12 protein-coding genes and 4 tRNA genes are annotated in these 13,707 nt (G+C 26.5%); 2 read left to right on the forward strand and 14 right to left on the reverse strand.

Annotated features, from left to right (window positions below; all coding sequences use genetic code 11):
* The 10 genes from BUA19_RS10855 to BUA19_RS10900 all read right to left on the reverse strand — a co-directional run.
* The coding region (locus BUA19_RS10855; RefSeq protein WP_178137499.1) for a helix-turn-helix domain-containing protein at nt 1-467 on the reverse strand (467 nt) is incomplete at its 3' end.
* Between the two features lie 276 nt (nt 468-743).
* Complete coding sequence (gene htrA / locus BUA19_RS10860; RefSeq protein WP_242939286.1) at nt 744-1,817, reverse strand: serine protease HtrA; 1,074 nt, start codon at nt 1,815-1,817, stop codon at nt 744-746.
* A 12-nt stretch (nt 1,818-1,829) separates the two neighbouring features.
* Nucleotides 1,830-2,624, reverse strand: coding sequence for an MBL fold metallo-hydrolase (locus BUA19_RS10865; RefSeq protein WP_072726440.1), 795 nt, complete (start codon nt 2,622-2,624; stop codon nt 1,830-1,832).
* A 103-nt stretch (nt 2,625-2,727) separates the two neighbouring features.
* A complete protein-coding gene (gene yycI, locus BUA19_RS10870) occupies nt 2,728-3,471 on the reverse strand; it encodes a two-component system regulatory protein YycI (RefSeq protein WP_072726442.1) in 744 nt (247 codons plus the stop codon).
* Entirely contained in the window at nt 3,452-4,807 is a 1,356-nt protein-coding gene (locus tag BUA19_RS10875; RefSeq protein WP_072726444.1) for a hypothetical protein, read from the reverse strand. Before BUA19_RS10875 ends, yycI begins: the two co-directional genes overlap by 20 nt.
* A 14-nt stretch (nt 4,808-4,821) precedes the next feature.
* A complete protein-coding gene (locus BUA19_RS10880) occupies nt 4,822-5,397 on the reverse strand; it encodes a hypothetical protein (protein WP_072726446.1) in 576 nt (191 codons plus the stop codon).
* 88 nt (nt 5,398-5,485) lie between these two features.
* The gene (gene pnpS / locus BUA19_RS10885; protein ID WP_084602054.1) at nt 5,486-7,291 is read right to left on the reverse strand and encodes a two-component system histidine kinase PnpS; all 1,806 of its coding nucleotides are present in this window, start codon (nt 7,289-7,291) and stop codon (nt 5,486-5,488) included.
* A 3-nt stretch (nt 7,292-7,294) separates the two neighbouring features.
* Nucleotides 7,295-7,987, reverse strand: a complete 693-nt coding sequence (gene yycF, locus BUA19_RS10890) for a response regulator YycF (protein ID WP_072726450.1) — start codon at nt 7,985-7,987, stop codon at nt 7,295-7,297.
* Nucleotides 7,988-8,065: 78 nt separating this feature from the next.
* Nucleotides 8,066-9,415 carry a peptidoglycan DD-metalloendopeptidase family protein gene (locus tag BUA19_RS10895; protein ID WP_072726452.1) on the reverse strand — a complete coding sequence of 450 codons (1,350 nt, stop codon included), beginning with the start codon at nt 9,413-9,415 and terminating at the stop codon, nt 8,066-8,068.
* Between the two features lie 65 nt (nt 9,416-9,480).
* Nucleotides 9,481-10,944 (reverse strand): M1 family metallopeptidase, encoded by a 1,464-nt coding sequence (locus tag BUA19_RS10900; RefSeq protein WP_072726454.1) that lies wholly within the window; start codon nt 10,942-10,944, stop codon nt 9,481-9,483.
* Nucleotides 10,945-11,029: 85 nt separating this feature from the next.
* Between BUA19_RS10900 and BUA19_RS10905 the strand changes: the two genes are divergently transcribed.
* Complete coding sequence (locus BUA19_RS10905) at nt 11,030-12,310, forward strand: DnaD domain protein (protein ID WP_072726456.1); 1,281 nt, start codon at nt 11,030-11,032, stop codon at nt 12,308-12,310.
* A gap of 8 nt (nt 12,311-12,318) precedes the next feature.
* Nucleotides 12,319-13,293 (forward strand): ATP-binding protein, encoded by a 975-nt coding sequence (locus BUA19_RS10910; RefSeq protein ID WP_072726458.1) that lies wholly within the window; start codon nt 12,319-12,321, stop codon nt 13,291-13,293.
* Between the two features lie 90 nt (nt 13,294-13,383).
* Here the strand turns inward: BUA19_RS10910 and BUA19_RS10915 are convergent.
* The 4 genes from BUA19_RS10915 to BUA19_RS10930 all read right to left on the reverse strand — a co-directional run bounded on the left by BUA19_RS10915 (nt 13,384) and on the right by BUA19_RS10930 (nt 13,706).
* Nucleotides 13,384-13,459, reverse strand: a tRNA-Thr gene (locus BUA19_RS10915).
* A gap of 9 nt (nt 13,460-13,468) precedes the next feature.
* Nucleotides 13,469-13,545, reverse strand: a tRNA-Asp gene (locus BUA19_RS10920).
* Nucleotides 13,546-13,551: 6 nt separating this feature from the next.
* A tRNA-Val gene (locus BUA19_RS10925) sits at nt 13,552-13,627 on the reverse strand.
* A 4-nt stretch (nt 13,628-13,631) separates the two neighbouring features.
* Nucleotides 13,632-13,706 (reverse strand) — tRNA-Glu (locus BUA19_RS10930).
* Nucleotide 13,707 lies beyond the last annotated feature (1 nt).

Consider the following 13,707-nt stretch of genomic DNA (forward strand, 5'->3'; position numbering starts at 1 on the left):
AACTTAACTCTTGGATTTTTAAATTTAGTTATTTTAGTCAGGTCTATACCATCATAGTCTGCTTTATATTTTACTTTCCCTATTTTTTCAAGATTAACAACATCTTCTTTAAAGTATATTTTGTCATATCTTGAATAAAATTTAGGTTCCGATTTTTTCTTGCTCTTGAATTTAGGAAAACCACTACCATTAAAAAAGTTTCCGTATGCTTTATCTAAATCTCTAATAGCTTCTTTTAAAGTTGCATTGGATACTTCATAAAGCCATTTATATCCTTCTGTTTTTTTTAATTTAGTAAGTTCTTTTCCCAATTCTGCAACTGATAATCTTTTACCATATTTCTTATAATTTTCTATTCGCTTTGCTAATGCCCAATTATAAACAAATCTCATTGAACCTATATGTTTATACATTAAAACTTCTTGTTGTTTTGTAGGATATAATCTTATAATTAATCCTCTAATCATCTTTAGTCAACTCCATAATCATATTCTTGACTTTGTTAACTCTTTTACCTTGAAGTTTAGCACTAATTCTTGCTCATCTTTTATCCCAGTTTCTTAAAGTTTGCTCTATTTTTCCAATTAATTTAGCAAATAAAATCATCTCTTGATATTATTACAATCTATAGATTGTTAAAAATCAAAGGTTTTTTATAAGGTTTTGTAATGTTTTCTTAACTGTTTTACTGCCTCCTAAACAGTAAATAACGCTTGGATATTTAATATCCAAGCACTATTTATCTAAAAAGTAATTTTTAAATTTATTTCTTTTCCTCCCCTATTTACCTTAACAGTCGTAGTATCTTTAGGTCTAAACTTGTAAAGTTCTCTTGTTAAACTACCCATACTTTTTATTTTATTTCCATCTATTTCAACTATAACATCTCCAGGTATAATTCCAGCCCTTGATGCAGGAGTATCATTTAACACTTGGAAAATATAAACTCCTTCATCAATGCCTAAATCTTCTCCCATTCTATCTTCAAAATAATTTACATCTACTCCCTTTATTCCTAAATAAACTCTTTTAAATTCTCCTTTTTCTATAAATTGATCAACTATAGGTTTCGCCGTATTTATAGGTATAGCAAAGCCCAATCCTTCTCCAGTTTGAATTTTTGCAGTATTTATACCTATTACCTCACCTTTTGAATTAAGCAATGGTCCTCCGCTATTACCTGGATTTATAGATGCATCTGTTTGAATCATATCTTCTACAGCTTCATACTCATTAACTTTAATGCTTCTATGAAGACCACTAATTACACCTTGAGTTAAACTTCTCTCAAACTCAAGCCCCAAAGGGTTTCCTATAGCAATAGCTATATCTCCAACTTCTACTTTATCACTATCACCAAGATCAGCTACTGGAAGTCCTTTTTTACTTACCTTTATAATAGCTAAATCCAAATTTTTATCATACCAAAGTACTTTTGCTTCCTCATTAGAGCCATCGTAAAAAAGAACATTCACATTTTTTGCATTACCATCTCCTATAACATGAGAATTTGTAAGAATATATCCTCTCTCATCTACTATAACACCAGTACCAACTCCACTTGATTTTCTAACTCCAAAGAAAAAATCTCTTTCTAATGTTACAGTAGTTATCCCCACAACAGAAGGCATAGCTTTTTTAGCAACAGCAGTATACAAACTCTCTCCTTTAGTTTCATTCACTATAATCTGTGTATTTTTAGGTTTAGAAGTTTCATCAACATCTTTTAATACAAAATTTGGCGCTAAATAAAGAGTTAACATACTTCCTATGACAGCTCCTATAAGCGCTGTAAAAAAATATCCTCCTCTTTTCAAAAAAATCCCTCCTTATATCGCATATAAATTTGAAATTTTCCCTCTCTGTAAAACACTGAGTTCTAAATTTTTACCTACATGTATATTTTTTTCTTTCAATACACTTTTTACAGTTTCAAAAGCAAGCTCTGGAAAATTATTTTCTTTACTCAAATGAGCTAATAAAATTCTTTGAACTCCTCTTTTAACTAATTCTACACAAAACCGACCTGCATCTTCATTAGACAAATGACCTTTATCTGATAAAACTCTTTTTTTCAAATAATATGGATAAGAACACATTTTAAGCATTTCCACATCGTAATTCGCCTCAAGCACTATTAATTTAGAATCATATAAATTTTCTTTAATTTTTTCACATACACACCCCAAATCAGTAGCTATACTCATTTTATTTTTTCCATTATAAAAAGTATAAGCTACAGGATCAGCAGCATCATGATGCACAGGAAAAGGAATAATTTGTATGTCTTCTATATAAAAAGGTCGGTTATTTTCAAAAATTTTTATATTATTTTCTTTTATTTTTCCAACTTTATTCTCCATGGCTTTCCAAGTACTTTCATTAGCATATATAGGTATATTATACCTTCTTGATAAAATTCCTGCACCCTTTATATGATCCGCATGTTCGTGAGTTATGAGTATTCCTGAGGTATTTTTTAAGTTTATATCTAAATTATTCAAATTTTCTTCTATTTTCTTGCCACTAAGACCTGCATCTACTAAAATCTTTGTATTTTTATAACTTATGTAATGACAATTCCCACAACTCCCACTAGCTACCGATGCATATTCAAAACTCATATTTAGCCTCCACATTTAATTACTTCATCTTAAATATTATACCACTAAAATATAGATAAATTCTAATTTATTCAATCTAAAAACAAAATACAAGCCTTTAATTTTAAAAATCAAAAGCTTGTATATAATAATATTTGTTATTTGATTTTATTCTCCAAACTGGAAGAGCTGTTCCTATTTTAGTTTTTTTAATATCTTTTTCATTCAACTTAAAATAATAACCTAATTTTATTTCATCAATACTAGAATTTTTATCTAATTTGTTGTAACTATTAATAACAGCTTCAACACTTGTAATAACTCTCTTTTTTTGAAACTTTTCTTCTATTGGAACTAACCATACTCTTTCAAATTCAAACTGATTATCAGGATAAAATACAAACTTCATATAACTTTCTTCTAAAAAATAATCTTTGTATTTTCCACAATAAAATACCTCTATATAATCATCTTTCTTCATTATATATTTTAAATACTTTTCATCATCAAATTTATATTTTTTTAAAAATTGTTCACAGTAAAATTTCACAGCTTCTTTTGTAAAAGATTTCAAATTAGCTTTTCCACTATAAACTATTTTTTTATCTTCTGTTATATTTAAATTTTCATCTTTTAAATCCTCATATTTTACAATTAAAGCACTTAATTTTGGTGCTTGTTTAGGTAAATCTGTATTAATAACAATATTTTTATCTTTCAGTAAATCATTTAGATAGTTTATATACTTATCCTCAAAAAAAACCTTTTTATCACATTTAAATACATTAACATATAGATTATATCCCAATAGTATATTTGTTATAATAAAAGCTACAATTAATATAGTCTTAGCTTTGGACCAATCCATATTTCAAATTCTCTCCTTTATAGGCATCAAAAACATACACTTTATTTCCTATGACAAATTCCCAAGAAGGAACATATTTATTATTTTTCAAAAAATATATAAGCTCAACACTCTTTATATTTTCCCAAATATTAGCTCCACTTAAATAATTATCATATTTTTTTAACAAATCAAAATTCATATTTAATATTTCTTGAGGCGGAATAATATTTTTTTTATAATTATTTTCTGAAATATAATCTATATCCTTTATAAAAATCTTACAACTATATACATCTTCCCCTATTACTTTAATTTGTATTGGATTCCCGAAATCACTAGCTTCTACTCTTAAATCTTTTACCTTATAATAAAAATCAAAAGTATAAGCCTTTTTATTTTTAATTGTTTCTTCACGTACACTTGATAAATTTAACTTTTTCCAATCTATATTATTACTCCTCAAAAAATTCAGCGCTATATCTAAAGATTGCTCTACATTCAAATTTTTATCGCCTATATTTTCATTTAAATAATCTATATATCCATTTGAATATATTCTAAGCACTTTTTCTCCATAACCATATATAAACGTATTATTCCCATTTGTTTCTACTATTCTATTCGCAAAATCGTATTTTTCATTTAAAAAATTCTTACCTAAATCCTGTATAAATCTATCATCGTAAATATCAAAATTATTTTTAGCTTTTATTATAGGATAAGATACATCCATCTCAAGAGGAAATAAAGTATAATTATTTGTATTAAACATAGAATTTACAGTATAATATATTGTATAATTATCTCTTTGCAACTTATCCACCAAGCTCACATTTTTTAAACTATCTAATTGTATTTTATAGACTTTATTTTTAGGTGTTAAAAAATACACTGATTTTTCATCAACTAATGGTATTAAAATTTCTAAAACATTCTCAATTTTAGCTATAGAAGTGTCTTTTAATAATATACTTTTATTAAGTAAATTACCGCTTATTCCTTTACCAAATTTAAGTTCAATAGATTTTATATCCTTTTTTAGTAAATATTCAGTATAATTTATTTGATTTAAATTTGACTCTTTAGATAATACATCCTTTAATATAGACCTTACCTCATTCCAGTAATCATCTTTGTTTTCTAGTATTTCTGTATTATTTCCTCCCCCAAAATGAATAAATATTCTCTGTGGTTTTAATATGAAATACAAACTTTCCTCTAAACTCACATTACTTTTATATATTTTTTTCAAATCGAGCGAGAAACCTATCAAACTAATATTTAGCAACAACAACACATTAGATGTTAAAAATAAAAAAAATAATATAAGGGTTTTAAATTTTTCCCTATTCATATTTAACACTCCAATTATTTTACTGAAGAAATTATATCTTTAAATATATCCTTTATACCTTTATCTTTTAATTCATCCATATCTTTTTTTATATCTTGTGGATTTTCTATTTTTTTATATTTTACTATTTTCACTTTTTCATTTTCTTTTTCCTCATTATCCTTGTATTTAACCACAATTTTATTTTCTCCAGGACTTAATTTAACCTCTGTTACAAAAAAACCTATAGCACTTATTTCTAAATTTTTTGTCTGTGTACGTTCATATATTTCATCTTTTTTAGAATAAACTTCTACAGATACAGAACTTCCTTCTTCACCTTTTCCAGAAATAACTATTTTTTCATTTGTAGTTACTGTATAATCAGAATCTGGTTTTATTATTTCAATAGATGTATTTTTTAATTCTTCATTTTTTTCAATTTCCTTTTTTTCAGTAGATTTATCTTTTAATTCTTCTTTTTTCAACTCTTCCTTTTTTATTATTTGTTTTTGTTCCACAGCCTTTATAGGAGTAGCATCAGCAAATGCCAAAACATTATTTGAAGCTAAAAGAGTACAAATAACTAAAGATGCTCCTAATTTTTTCATCACTAAGCCTCCTCACACTTTTATGTATAATTTTTTTGCCAATAGAATACCTCATAATAGATTATACACAAAAATTATTACAAAAATATTACAAAACAATTAAATTAACAGGAAGCTTTATTTTAAAAGTAGTTCCTTTTCCCAACTCACTTTCTACTGATATATCGCCTTTATGCTCTTCTATTATGTGTTTCGCTATAGAAAGTCCAAGTCCTGTTCCTCCCATATCTCTTGACCTTGCTTTATCTACTCTATAAAATCTTTCAAATATTCTAGGAATAGCTTCTTTTGGAATTCCTATTCCATTATCTGATATTGATATTATTACATATTCTTTTTGTTTTTTTACATCTATACTTATTATTCCATTTTCAGGCGTATATTTAATCGCATTTGTTAATATATTTTGCAAAACTTGTTCTATTTTATATTTATCTCCATTAATAATTATATTTTCATCATTTAATCCTAAATTTAATGTATGATTTTTTTCTTTAAAAGAAATTTCTAATTTATTAACCACATCTTTTATTAATTTATCCAAATTAAATTTTGAAAAATTAAAACTAGTCTTTTTATAATCAAGTCTTGATAATTGTAAAAGATCACTTACAAGTCGTGCCATTCTCTCTGATTCTCTATTTATTACATTTAAAAAAGATTTACATATTTCTTTATCTTCCATGGCACCATCAAGTAATGTCTCTGTATAGCTCTTTACTGTAGTTATAGGAGTTTTTAATTCATGTGATACATTAGCCACAAACTCTTTCCTCATATTATCCAACTTTTCATGCTCTGTAATATCTTGAAGTACTAAAACTAATCCTTTAACTTGATTGTTTTCATTTTTCAAATAAACAAAATTTGCCTTTAATATATCTCCATTTTCAAGTTTTATAACTTCATTTCCCTGAGATTTATTTTTATTTTTTATATTTTTTAATGTTAAATTTTCGTTGTATTTTCCAAGTATTTCATCATATGTTAACTGTTTAATATCTTCTTCTTTGAGATTTAACATTTTTATAAAAGTTGGATTTACATGCATTATAAACCCTTCATTATCAACCGCAATAAGCCCATCTGCCATTTGATTAATTATTGCATCTAATTTGCTTTTTTCACTGGATATTTCATCAAGAGTACATTTAAGTTTAGCTGTAAGATAATTAAACATTTCTCCTAATTTACCTATTTCATCATCTGATTTTATATCTACTTTTTGATCAAAATCCCCTTTTGCCATTTTTAAAGCTTTTACAGTAACATCATTTATTGGATTTGTAATTGATTTAGCTATCAAAAAACCCAATAATATAGTAACTATTAACGCTATTATCATCGCTTTTAAAAATATAACTTTGGAATTATCTAAAACTTTATATATATTTTCAAGATAAGCTCTTCCATATATTATCCCTATTATATCCCCTTTTGTATTTTTGTATGGAACAGCAATATTTTTTATTTTATGACCATTTACTTTTATACTTTTTATATCTCTTTCAGCTACTACTCCAGATTGCGATGATCTTAACATTATATCCTTATCTAATACTATTAAAGCATTTTTATTTATAAAGTTACTATTGCTATTTGTAGATGCAATTATCCTAAAATCATTTTTCGTATCTATTATGAGAATTTCATACTCACTTGCAAGAAGTGGGATATTCCCTATTTTATTCTGTATATTTTTATAATTCACAAAATCTTTCTCGCTTACCTGTGGCTTTACAAGATTATTTATTATATTATTTAATGTATCTGAAGACATATTAATATGAAGCTTTTCAAATTCATTTATTATAAAAAAACCAACTATAGATATAGCAATAAAAACCAGCAAAAAATATATTGTTATAATCTTATATCTTATGCTTCTAAACAAAATTTACTCCCCCTTAAAATAATAACCTACTCCTCTTTTAGTTATTATGTATTTAGGATCTGAAGAATTGTCTTCTATTTTTTCTCTAAGCCTTCTAACAGTAACATCTACTGTTCTAATATCTCCATAGTACTCATATCCCCAAACTTGTTCAAGCAACTGCTCTCTTGAAAAAACTTGATCTCTTTGAGTAATCAAAAATTTTAAAAGTTCAAACTCTCTAACTGTCAAATCTATATTTTCACCGTTCTTTTTTACTTCATATTTTGCCAAATCTACACTTAAATTTCCACTAATTATAATATCTGAATGTTTATCTTCAGAATTTAACATTTGAGTTCTCCTTAAATTCGCTTTAACCCTAGCCATAAGTTCCCTTATACTAAACGGTTTCGTTATATAATCATCAGCACCAAGCTCTAATCCGAGAACTTTATCAACCTCTTCTTCTTTAGCTGTAACCATTATTATAGGAGTAGAAAGTTTTTCTCTTACTTTTTTACACACTTGAAACCCATCGTATTTTGGAAGCATAACATCTAACAAAATCAAATCTGGCTTAAATTCAAATGTTTTATTTATAGCCTCTTCTCCATCATAAGCTACTTCAATTTCATAACCTTCTTTACTGAGATTAAATTTCAATATATCTGAAATAGGTTTTTCATCATCTACTATTAATATTTTTTTACTCATACAACACACCCTCCTAAATGTTTTGGTATTTTATGTAATCTATTTATTGTAAAAAAAGCTGTTGAATTTCAACAGCTTTTAATACTTGACATAAGTAAGAGGATTTACAGGTTTATTATTTTTCCTTACCTCAAAATGAAGATGAGGCCCTGTAGATCTTCCAGTGTTACCTACTTTTGCTATAACTTGATTTTTTGCGACTTTATCTCCTTTTTTTACAAGAAGTTTACTACAATGTGCATAATACGTCTTATATCCATTTCCATGATCTATTATTACAAGTTTTCCGTAACCACTTTGCGTTCCAGAAAAAATCACTTTTCCACCATCAGCTGCCTTAATTTTTGTCCCTATAGGAGCTGCTATATCTATTCCTGTATGAATTCTACCCCATCTTCTACCAAATCTTGATGTAAGTTTTCCCCTTGTTGGATTTGAAAAAACTCCGTAAGCCATATAAAAAGGCGGTTTTTTAGTTCCTTTTAAAACTACTTTATCTTGAACTTGTGTAAGTATTTCTTCTTTTAATATATTCTTTGAAAAAATAGCCCCATTTATTTTAACAATTTCTGCCGTTACTTTTCTTTTACCTTTTACCCCTTCTAATTTTATCCTCTTTTCTCCTTTGTAAAGAGCATTAGTTTCTTCATAAATAGTTTTATACGGTATAGTTTCTTCGTAAGAAGCAACTTCAACTACTTTTACATTTAAATAAGGTTTTGGAACAGTTATATTTATTTCTTGGTCTATTTGAAGTTTGTCAATATCTATATTTGGATTTGCTTTTTTTATATCATCCATTTTTAAGTTGTATTTTTTAGCAATATCCCACACAGTATCTCCATTTTTTACTATGTACTTTTGAATGTCATCTGTTCCATTTAAAAGATATTCACATGCTGATTCTTCAGTTTTTAAGTTAGATATATTAATTTCTTTTTCTTTTATGGAAACCTTTTCTAAAAATCCAATTTCTTTTATTTTGCTATTATCTAAAGACTTTATATTGTACTTTTTTATATCATTTAAAACATTTTGAGCTGATTTTTTATCTTTTAAAAATACTACATCTTTTCCATCTATATTTATAGAATAAGCCTTTATACTCAAATCTATAACTTTATTTAAGTTTTGCTTAAATACATTTATCGGTGTTATTTTGTCTTTTCCCACTCTAACTTTATTAAAAACTATTTTTTGACTTATCGTTACGTCCTTTTTAAATTCTTTTTTTATTTCTTCTTTCTTTTCTTCAATCAATCTATATACATCTTTTTTACTGTCAACTATTCCTATATTTTTTCCATCAATATTTACTTCATAAGATAATGTTGAATAATATATTCCACTACAAGTTATAACAGTTATTAAAAAAACCAAACTATGAAGTAAATACTTTTTCTTAAGTATTTTCTTTATTTCATCCATTAGTGAGCTCCTTTCGACACACAGTTACTCTGTAATTATAACAAATTTTTTATTTATGTTTCAAGCTAATTGTTTCCATATACCATTTTATCGATATTCACACCTCTTTTTTTCCACATATTTATAAATTTCTCACTAGTAACATTTTTATACATATTTTGCTTATAGTATTTCCTTAATGTATCAAAAAATGCATCATCTCCCACTTTATTTCTTATATCATCTAATAGTAAAGCTCCCTTGCTATACACACATAAACTGTAATCTATAGAATTCTCAAATTCAGTTGTACTTTTAAATACACTTTTATTAGACTTTCTGTATGTATTAATTTTCAGATTTTTTATAAGTCTATCTTTTATTTCTTTTCCATATTTTTTTTCAAAATAAATTATAGTTGAATATTCAGTTAAAGATTCATCTAGCCATGGCTCACTTATTTCATCATTTCCAACTAATGAATACCACCATTGGTGTGCTGTTTCATGAGCAACCACATATTCTAAAAAGAACTTAGAATTTCGCTTATATAATGTCTTATCTATCATAACTAAATTAGGATATTCCATTCCCCCTATAAAAAAATCTGATGCAACTACAGAATAAGTTTTATAAGGATATTCACCAAACAAATCACTAAATACAGTCAAAGCATCTTTAGCAATTTGAAGTGATTCTCTTCCCAACTTCTCATCAAAAAAATAACTATATACTTTTATATCTTTAAGCTTTGTAGAAATAACATTGAATTTATCGCTTAATATAAAAGCAAAATCTCTCACATTATTGCCCTTAACATTATATAAAACATAATCATTATTTAATTTTTTACTTTTAATTATACCAGTTGTCGCTAACTTGTATTTCTTTGGTATATTTATATTTACATCGAAATTACTCACATCGCTATAAAAAGGATCTCCTATTTCTTCATAACTCTTTATATTCCACCCTCTACTGTCATACACACACACTATCGGATACCAGTTTGTGATATTTATAGTATAATCCCCATACCCAAATCTTCCGATAGAATTTGGAAGTTTCACATCATATTCTAAATATATATTAGTCTTTTCTCCAGGTTTTAAATTACACCTCAAATCAACTTCTAATATATCTTCCTTTTCTCCCACAATTTTAAAATCCAAATTATATTTTTTCTCAAAAACTTTCCTAATATTTATATATCCTTTGCTAAATCCATTTGGATAAGCTTTTTTAAATTCATTTTTTTCAAAAGGAGCATATTCCTCTTTTGAAAAAGCATTTGGATATATATGAAAATACAGTTTTTTTAAATTTTTACCTGTTTTATTTACATATGTAATATTTTGACTGCATTTTAATATCTTTTCTTTATCATTTAAACTTACATTTATTAAATACATATTCAAATTATCAGCTTTATGTTTTTTAAACACCTCTATATGTAAATTTGTATCAATTAAAACAGCAAATACTAAAAAAAATACACTTAACACAGATATTAATGTAATTACCTTTTTCTTATTTAAAATAAGTACCAAAGCTAATCCCCCCTACAAAATTAATACTTTTTTTTACAATAATTTTCCCTTATTTCTTATGATATAATTATCCTGAGGTGATTTTATGTTTTTTAAAGAAATTAATGAAATAGATTTAGGAGAAACTCCTATTGATAATATATTTATAGATATATTTATGCCAATGGCTAACGGTACATACGTAAAAGTTTACCTTTTAGCCTATAAATATGCCCTTGATGCATCTATTAGCAATAATATGACTAATAAATCTTTAGCAAGAAATTTAAATATACCTTTAACAGATGTTTTATCTGCTTGGGATTTTTGGGAAGAAAAAGGAATTATAAAAAAACACATAAAAGCAGATGAAGAAGAATGGAACTACTCAATAGAATTTTTAAATCTAAAAAAACTGTATATAGAAAACATATTAAAAACTAATATTTCAAAAAAAAACAAAACAACTCCTGATGAATTAATAACAATTAATCAAAACCCAAATATTCAAAAAATGTTCAATTATATAAATAAAATCATAAATAGATCTCTAGTCCCTAACGAAAAAATTCAAATACTAGACATCATGGATAAATACAATATGGGACCCGATATGATAAAAAGTGCATATGCTTATGCAAAACAAAAAAGTGGAATTAAAAATATAAAATACATTGAAGGAATAATAAGAAACTGGTACGATAATAAAATATATACATTAGAAGATTTAGAAGAATACTTAGCAAAGAAATCCGAAAGATTTATAACATATAAAAAAATTTTTAAAGAACTAGGTTTTTATAGAGAACCAACTATGGAAGAAAGAAAAACCATGGATTCTTGGATAGACGATTTTGGATTTTCAATAGATTTAATATTATACGCTTGCTCTAAATCTAAAAACACATCAAATCCTTCTATTTCATATATAAACGCTATAATAAAAAAATGGCATGAAAAAGGATTTAAAACAATAGAAGATGTAAAAAAATTTGCTCAAAAACGTTCTGAAAGACTAGAATTATACAAAATAATATTTGAAGCACTAGGTTTTAAAAAACCACCATCTAAAGAGGAAATTAAAGTAATGGATTCTTGGATAGATGATTTTAATTTTTCAATGGATTTAGTATTACATGCTTGTTCTAAATCTAAAAATACGTCAACACCATCAGTTGCATATATAAACTCTATTTTAGAAAGTTGGCATAAAAAAGGATTTAAAACAATAAAAGATACAGAAAAAGAAAAATTAGAAAAAAAATATGAATCTAAGATTATTCATACAAAAACTAAATTTCATAATTTCGATCAAAGAACTTCTCAATACACACCAGAAGAACTAGAAAGAATTGTTTTAGAAAAACAAAAGAAAAAATTCAAGTAGGTGATTAGATGAACGAGGCCAAATTAAGAGAAATACTTTTAAAATACGAACGAATCAGAGATAATGCCAAATTTAATTTAGAAGTAAGAAAAAATAAAATTTACAAAAAAATTCCTAGAATAAAAGAAATAGATGATAAGATTTTCCAAATAGGACTTTCTTTAAGCAAAGCGGTTCTTATGAGCCCCGAAAAAAGAGAAGAAATTATTCAAAAAGCAAAAATCGAAATGAATAAATTAAAAAAAGAAAAAAATCATATATTAACAACTAACAATATACCTCTAGATTATTTAGAAATAAAATATAAATGCGAAAAATGTAAAGATACTGGTTTTATTAAAAACGGAATTAAATGCGACTGTCTAAAACAAGAACTTATAAATAATGCATATAAAATATCCAACCTTTCAAAAATGGTTGAAAAAGAAAATTTTAATCACTTTGACATAAACTTATTTTCAGATAAAAAAAGTGACGATGAAGAAATTTCACCTAGAGAAAATATGTGGCATATATATTCAATATGCGAAAATTTCATATTAAATTTCGACGAAAACAACGATGAAAATCTTCTCTTTTACGGAAACACAGGTCTTGGAAAAACATTTATGTGCAGTTGCATAGCAAAAGAACTGCTAGATAAAGGTAAAATAGTAATATATAAAACCGCCTACGACCTTATAGAAGTAGCAAAAAGCTATAAATTTGAAAAACAATTTTCATCTACCGACAAAGAAAATTACAAAATATTATTTGAATGCGATCTTTTAATTATAGATGATTTAGGAACTGAAATAATAAATACATTTAGCACTAGTGAAATATTTAATATCATAAATTCCAGACTAATAGAAAATAAAAAAACTATAATATCTACTAATCTTTCTCCGGCACAAATAGCTAGTACTTATACAGAGAGAATTTTTTCAAGATTAATTTCTTATTTTAGAATGTTAAGATTTATCGGAGAAGATATAAGATAACGAAAATAACCAAAATAGCTGTACTATGTTGTACAGCTATTTTTATACAAAAAACAAAAAAACCTAAGAAATAAATTCTTAGGTTTTTACTGGAGCTGGCGATGGGACTCGAACCCGCAACCTGCTGATTACAAGTCAGCTGCTCTACCAATTGAGCTACGCCAGCATATTTAATTGGCGACCTGGAAGGGACTCGAACCCTCGACCTCCAGCGTGACAGGCTGGCATTCTAACCAACTGAACTACCAGGCCAAATATTGGTGGGCTCAACAGGGCTCGAACCTGTGACCCCCTGCTTGTAAGGCAGGTGCTCTCCCAGCTGAGCTATGAGCCCAATTTGGTGACCCCTAGGGGATTCGAACCCCTGTTACCGCCGTGAAAGGGCGGTGTCTTAACCACTTGACCAAGGGGCCA

It is taken from the genome of Tepidibacter thalassicus DSM 15285 (assembly GCF_900129915.1).
Classification (GTDB): Bacteria; Bacillota; Clostridia; order Peptostreptococcales; family Peptostreptococcaceae; genus Tepidibacter; species Tepidibacter thalassicus.

Excerpts from the sequence above, each read along its gene's own strand:
- BUA19_RS10865 (WP_072726440.1), bottom strand. The coding sequence starts at position 2,624 with ATGAGTTTTGAATATGCATCGGTAGCTAGTGGGAGTTGTGGGAATTGT.
- yycI (WP_072726442.1), bottom strand. The coding sequence starts at position 3,471 with ATGGATTGGTCCAAAGCTAAGACTATATTAATTGTAGCTTTTATTATA.
- BUA19_RS10875 (WP_072726444.1), bottom strand. The coding sequence starts at position 4,807 with ATGAATAGGGAAAAATTTAAAACCCTTATATTATTTTTTTTATTTTTA.
- BUA19_RS10880 (WP_072726446.1), bottom strand. The coding sequence starts at position 5,397 with ATGAAAAAATTAGGAGCATCTTTAGTTATTTGTACTCTTTTAGCTTCA.
- yycF (WP_072726450.1), bottom strand. The coding sequence starts at position 7,987 with ATGAGTAAAAAAATATTAATAGTAGATGATGAAAAACCTATTTCAGAT.
- BUA19_RS10895 (WP_072726452.1), bottom strand. The coding sequence starts at position 9,415 with ATGGATGAAATAAAGAAAATACTTAAGAAAAAGTATTTACTTCATAGT.
- BUA19_RS10905 (WP_072726456.1), top strand. The coding sequence starts at position 11,030 with ATGTTTTTTAAAGAAATTAATGAAATAGATTTAGGAGAAACTCCTATT.
- BUA19_RS10910 (WP_072726458.1), top strand. The coding sequence starts at position 12,319 with ATGAACGAGGCCAAATTAAGAGAAATACTTTTAAAATACGAACGAATC.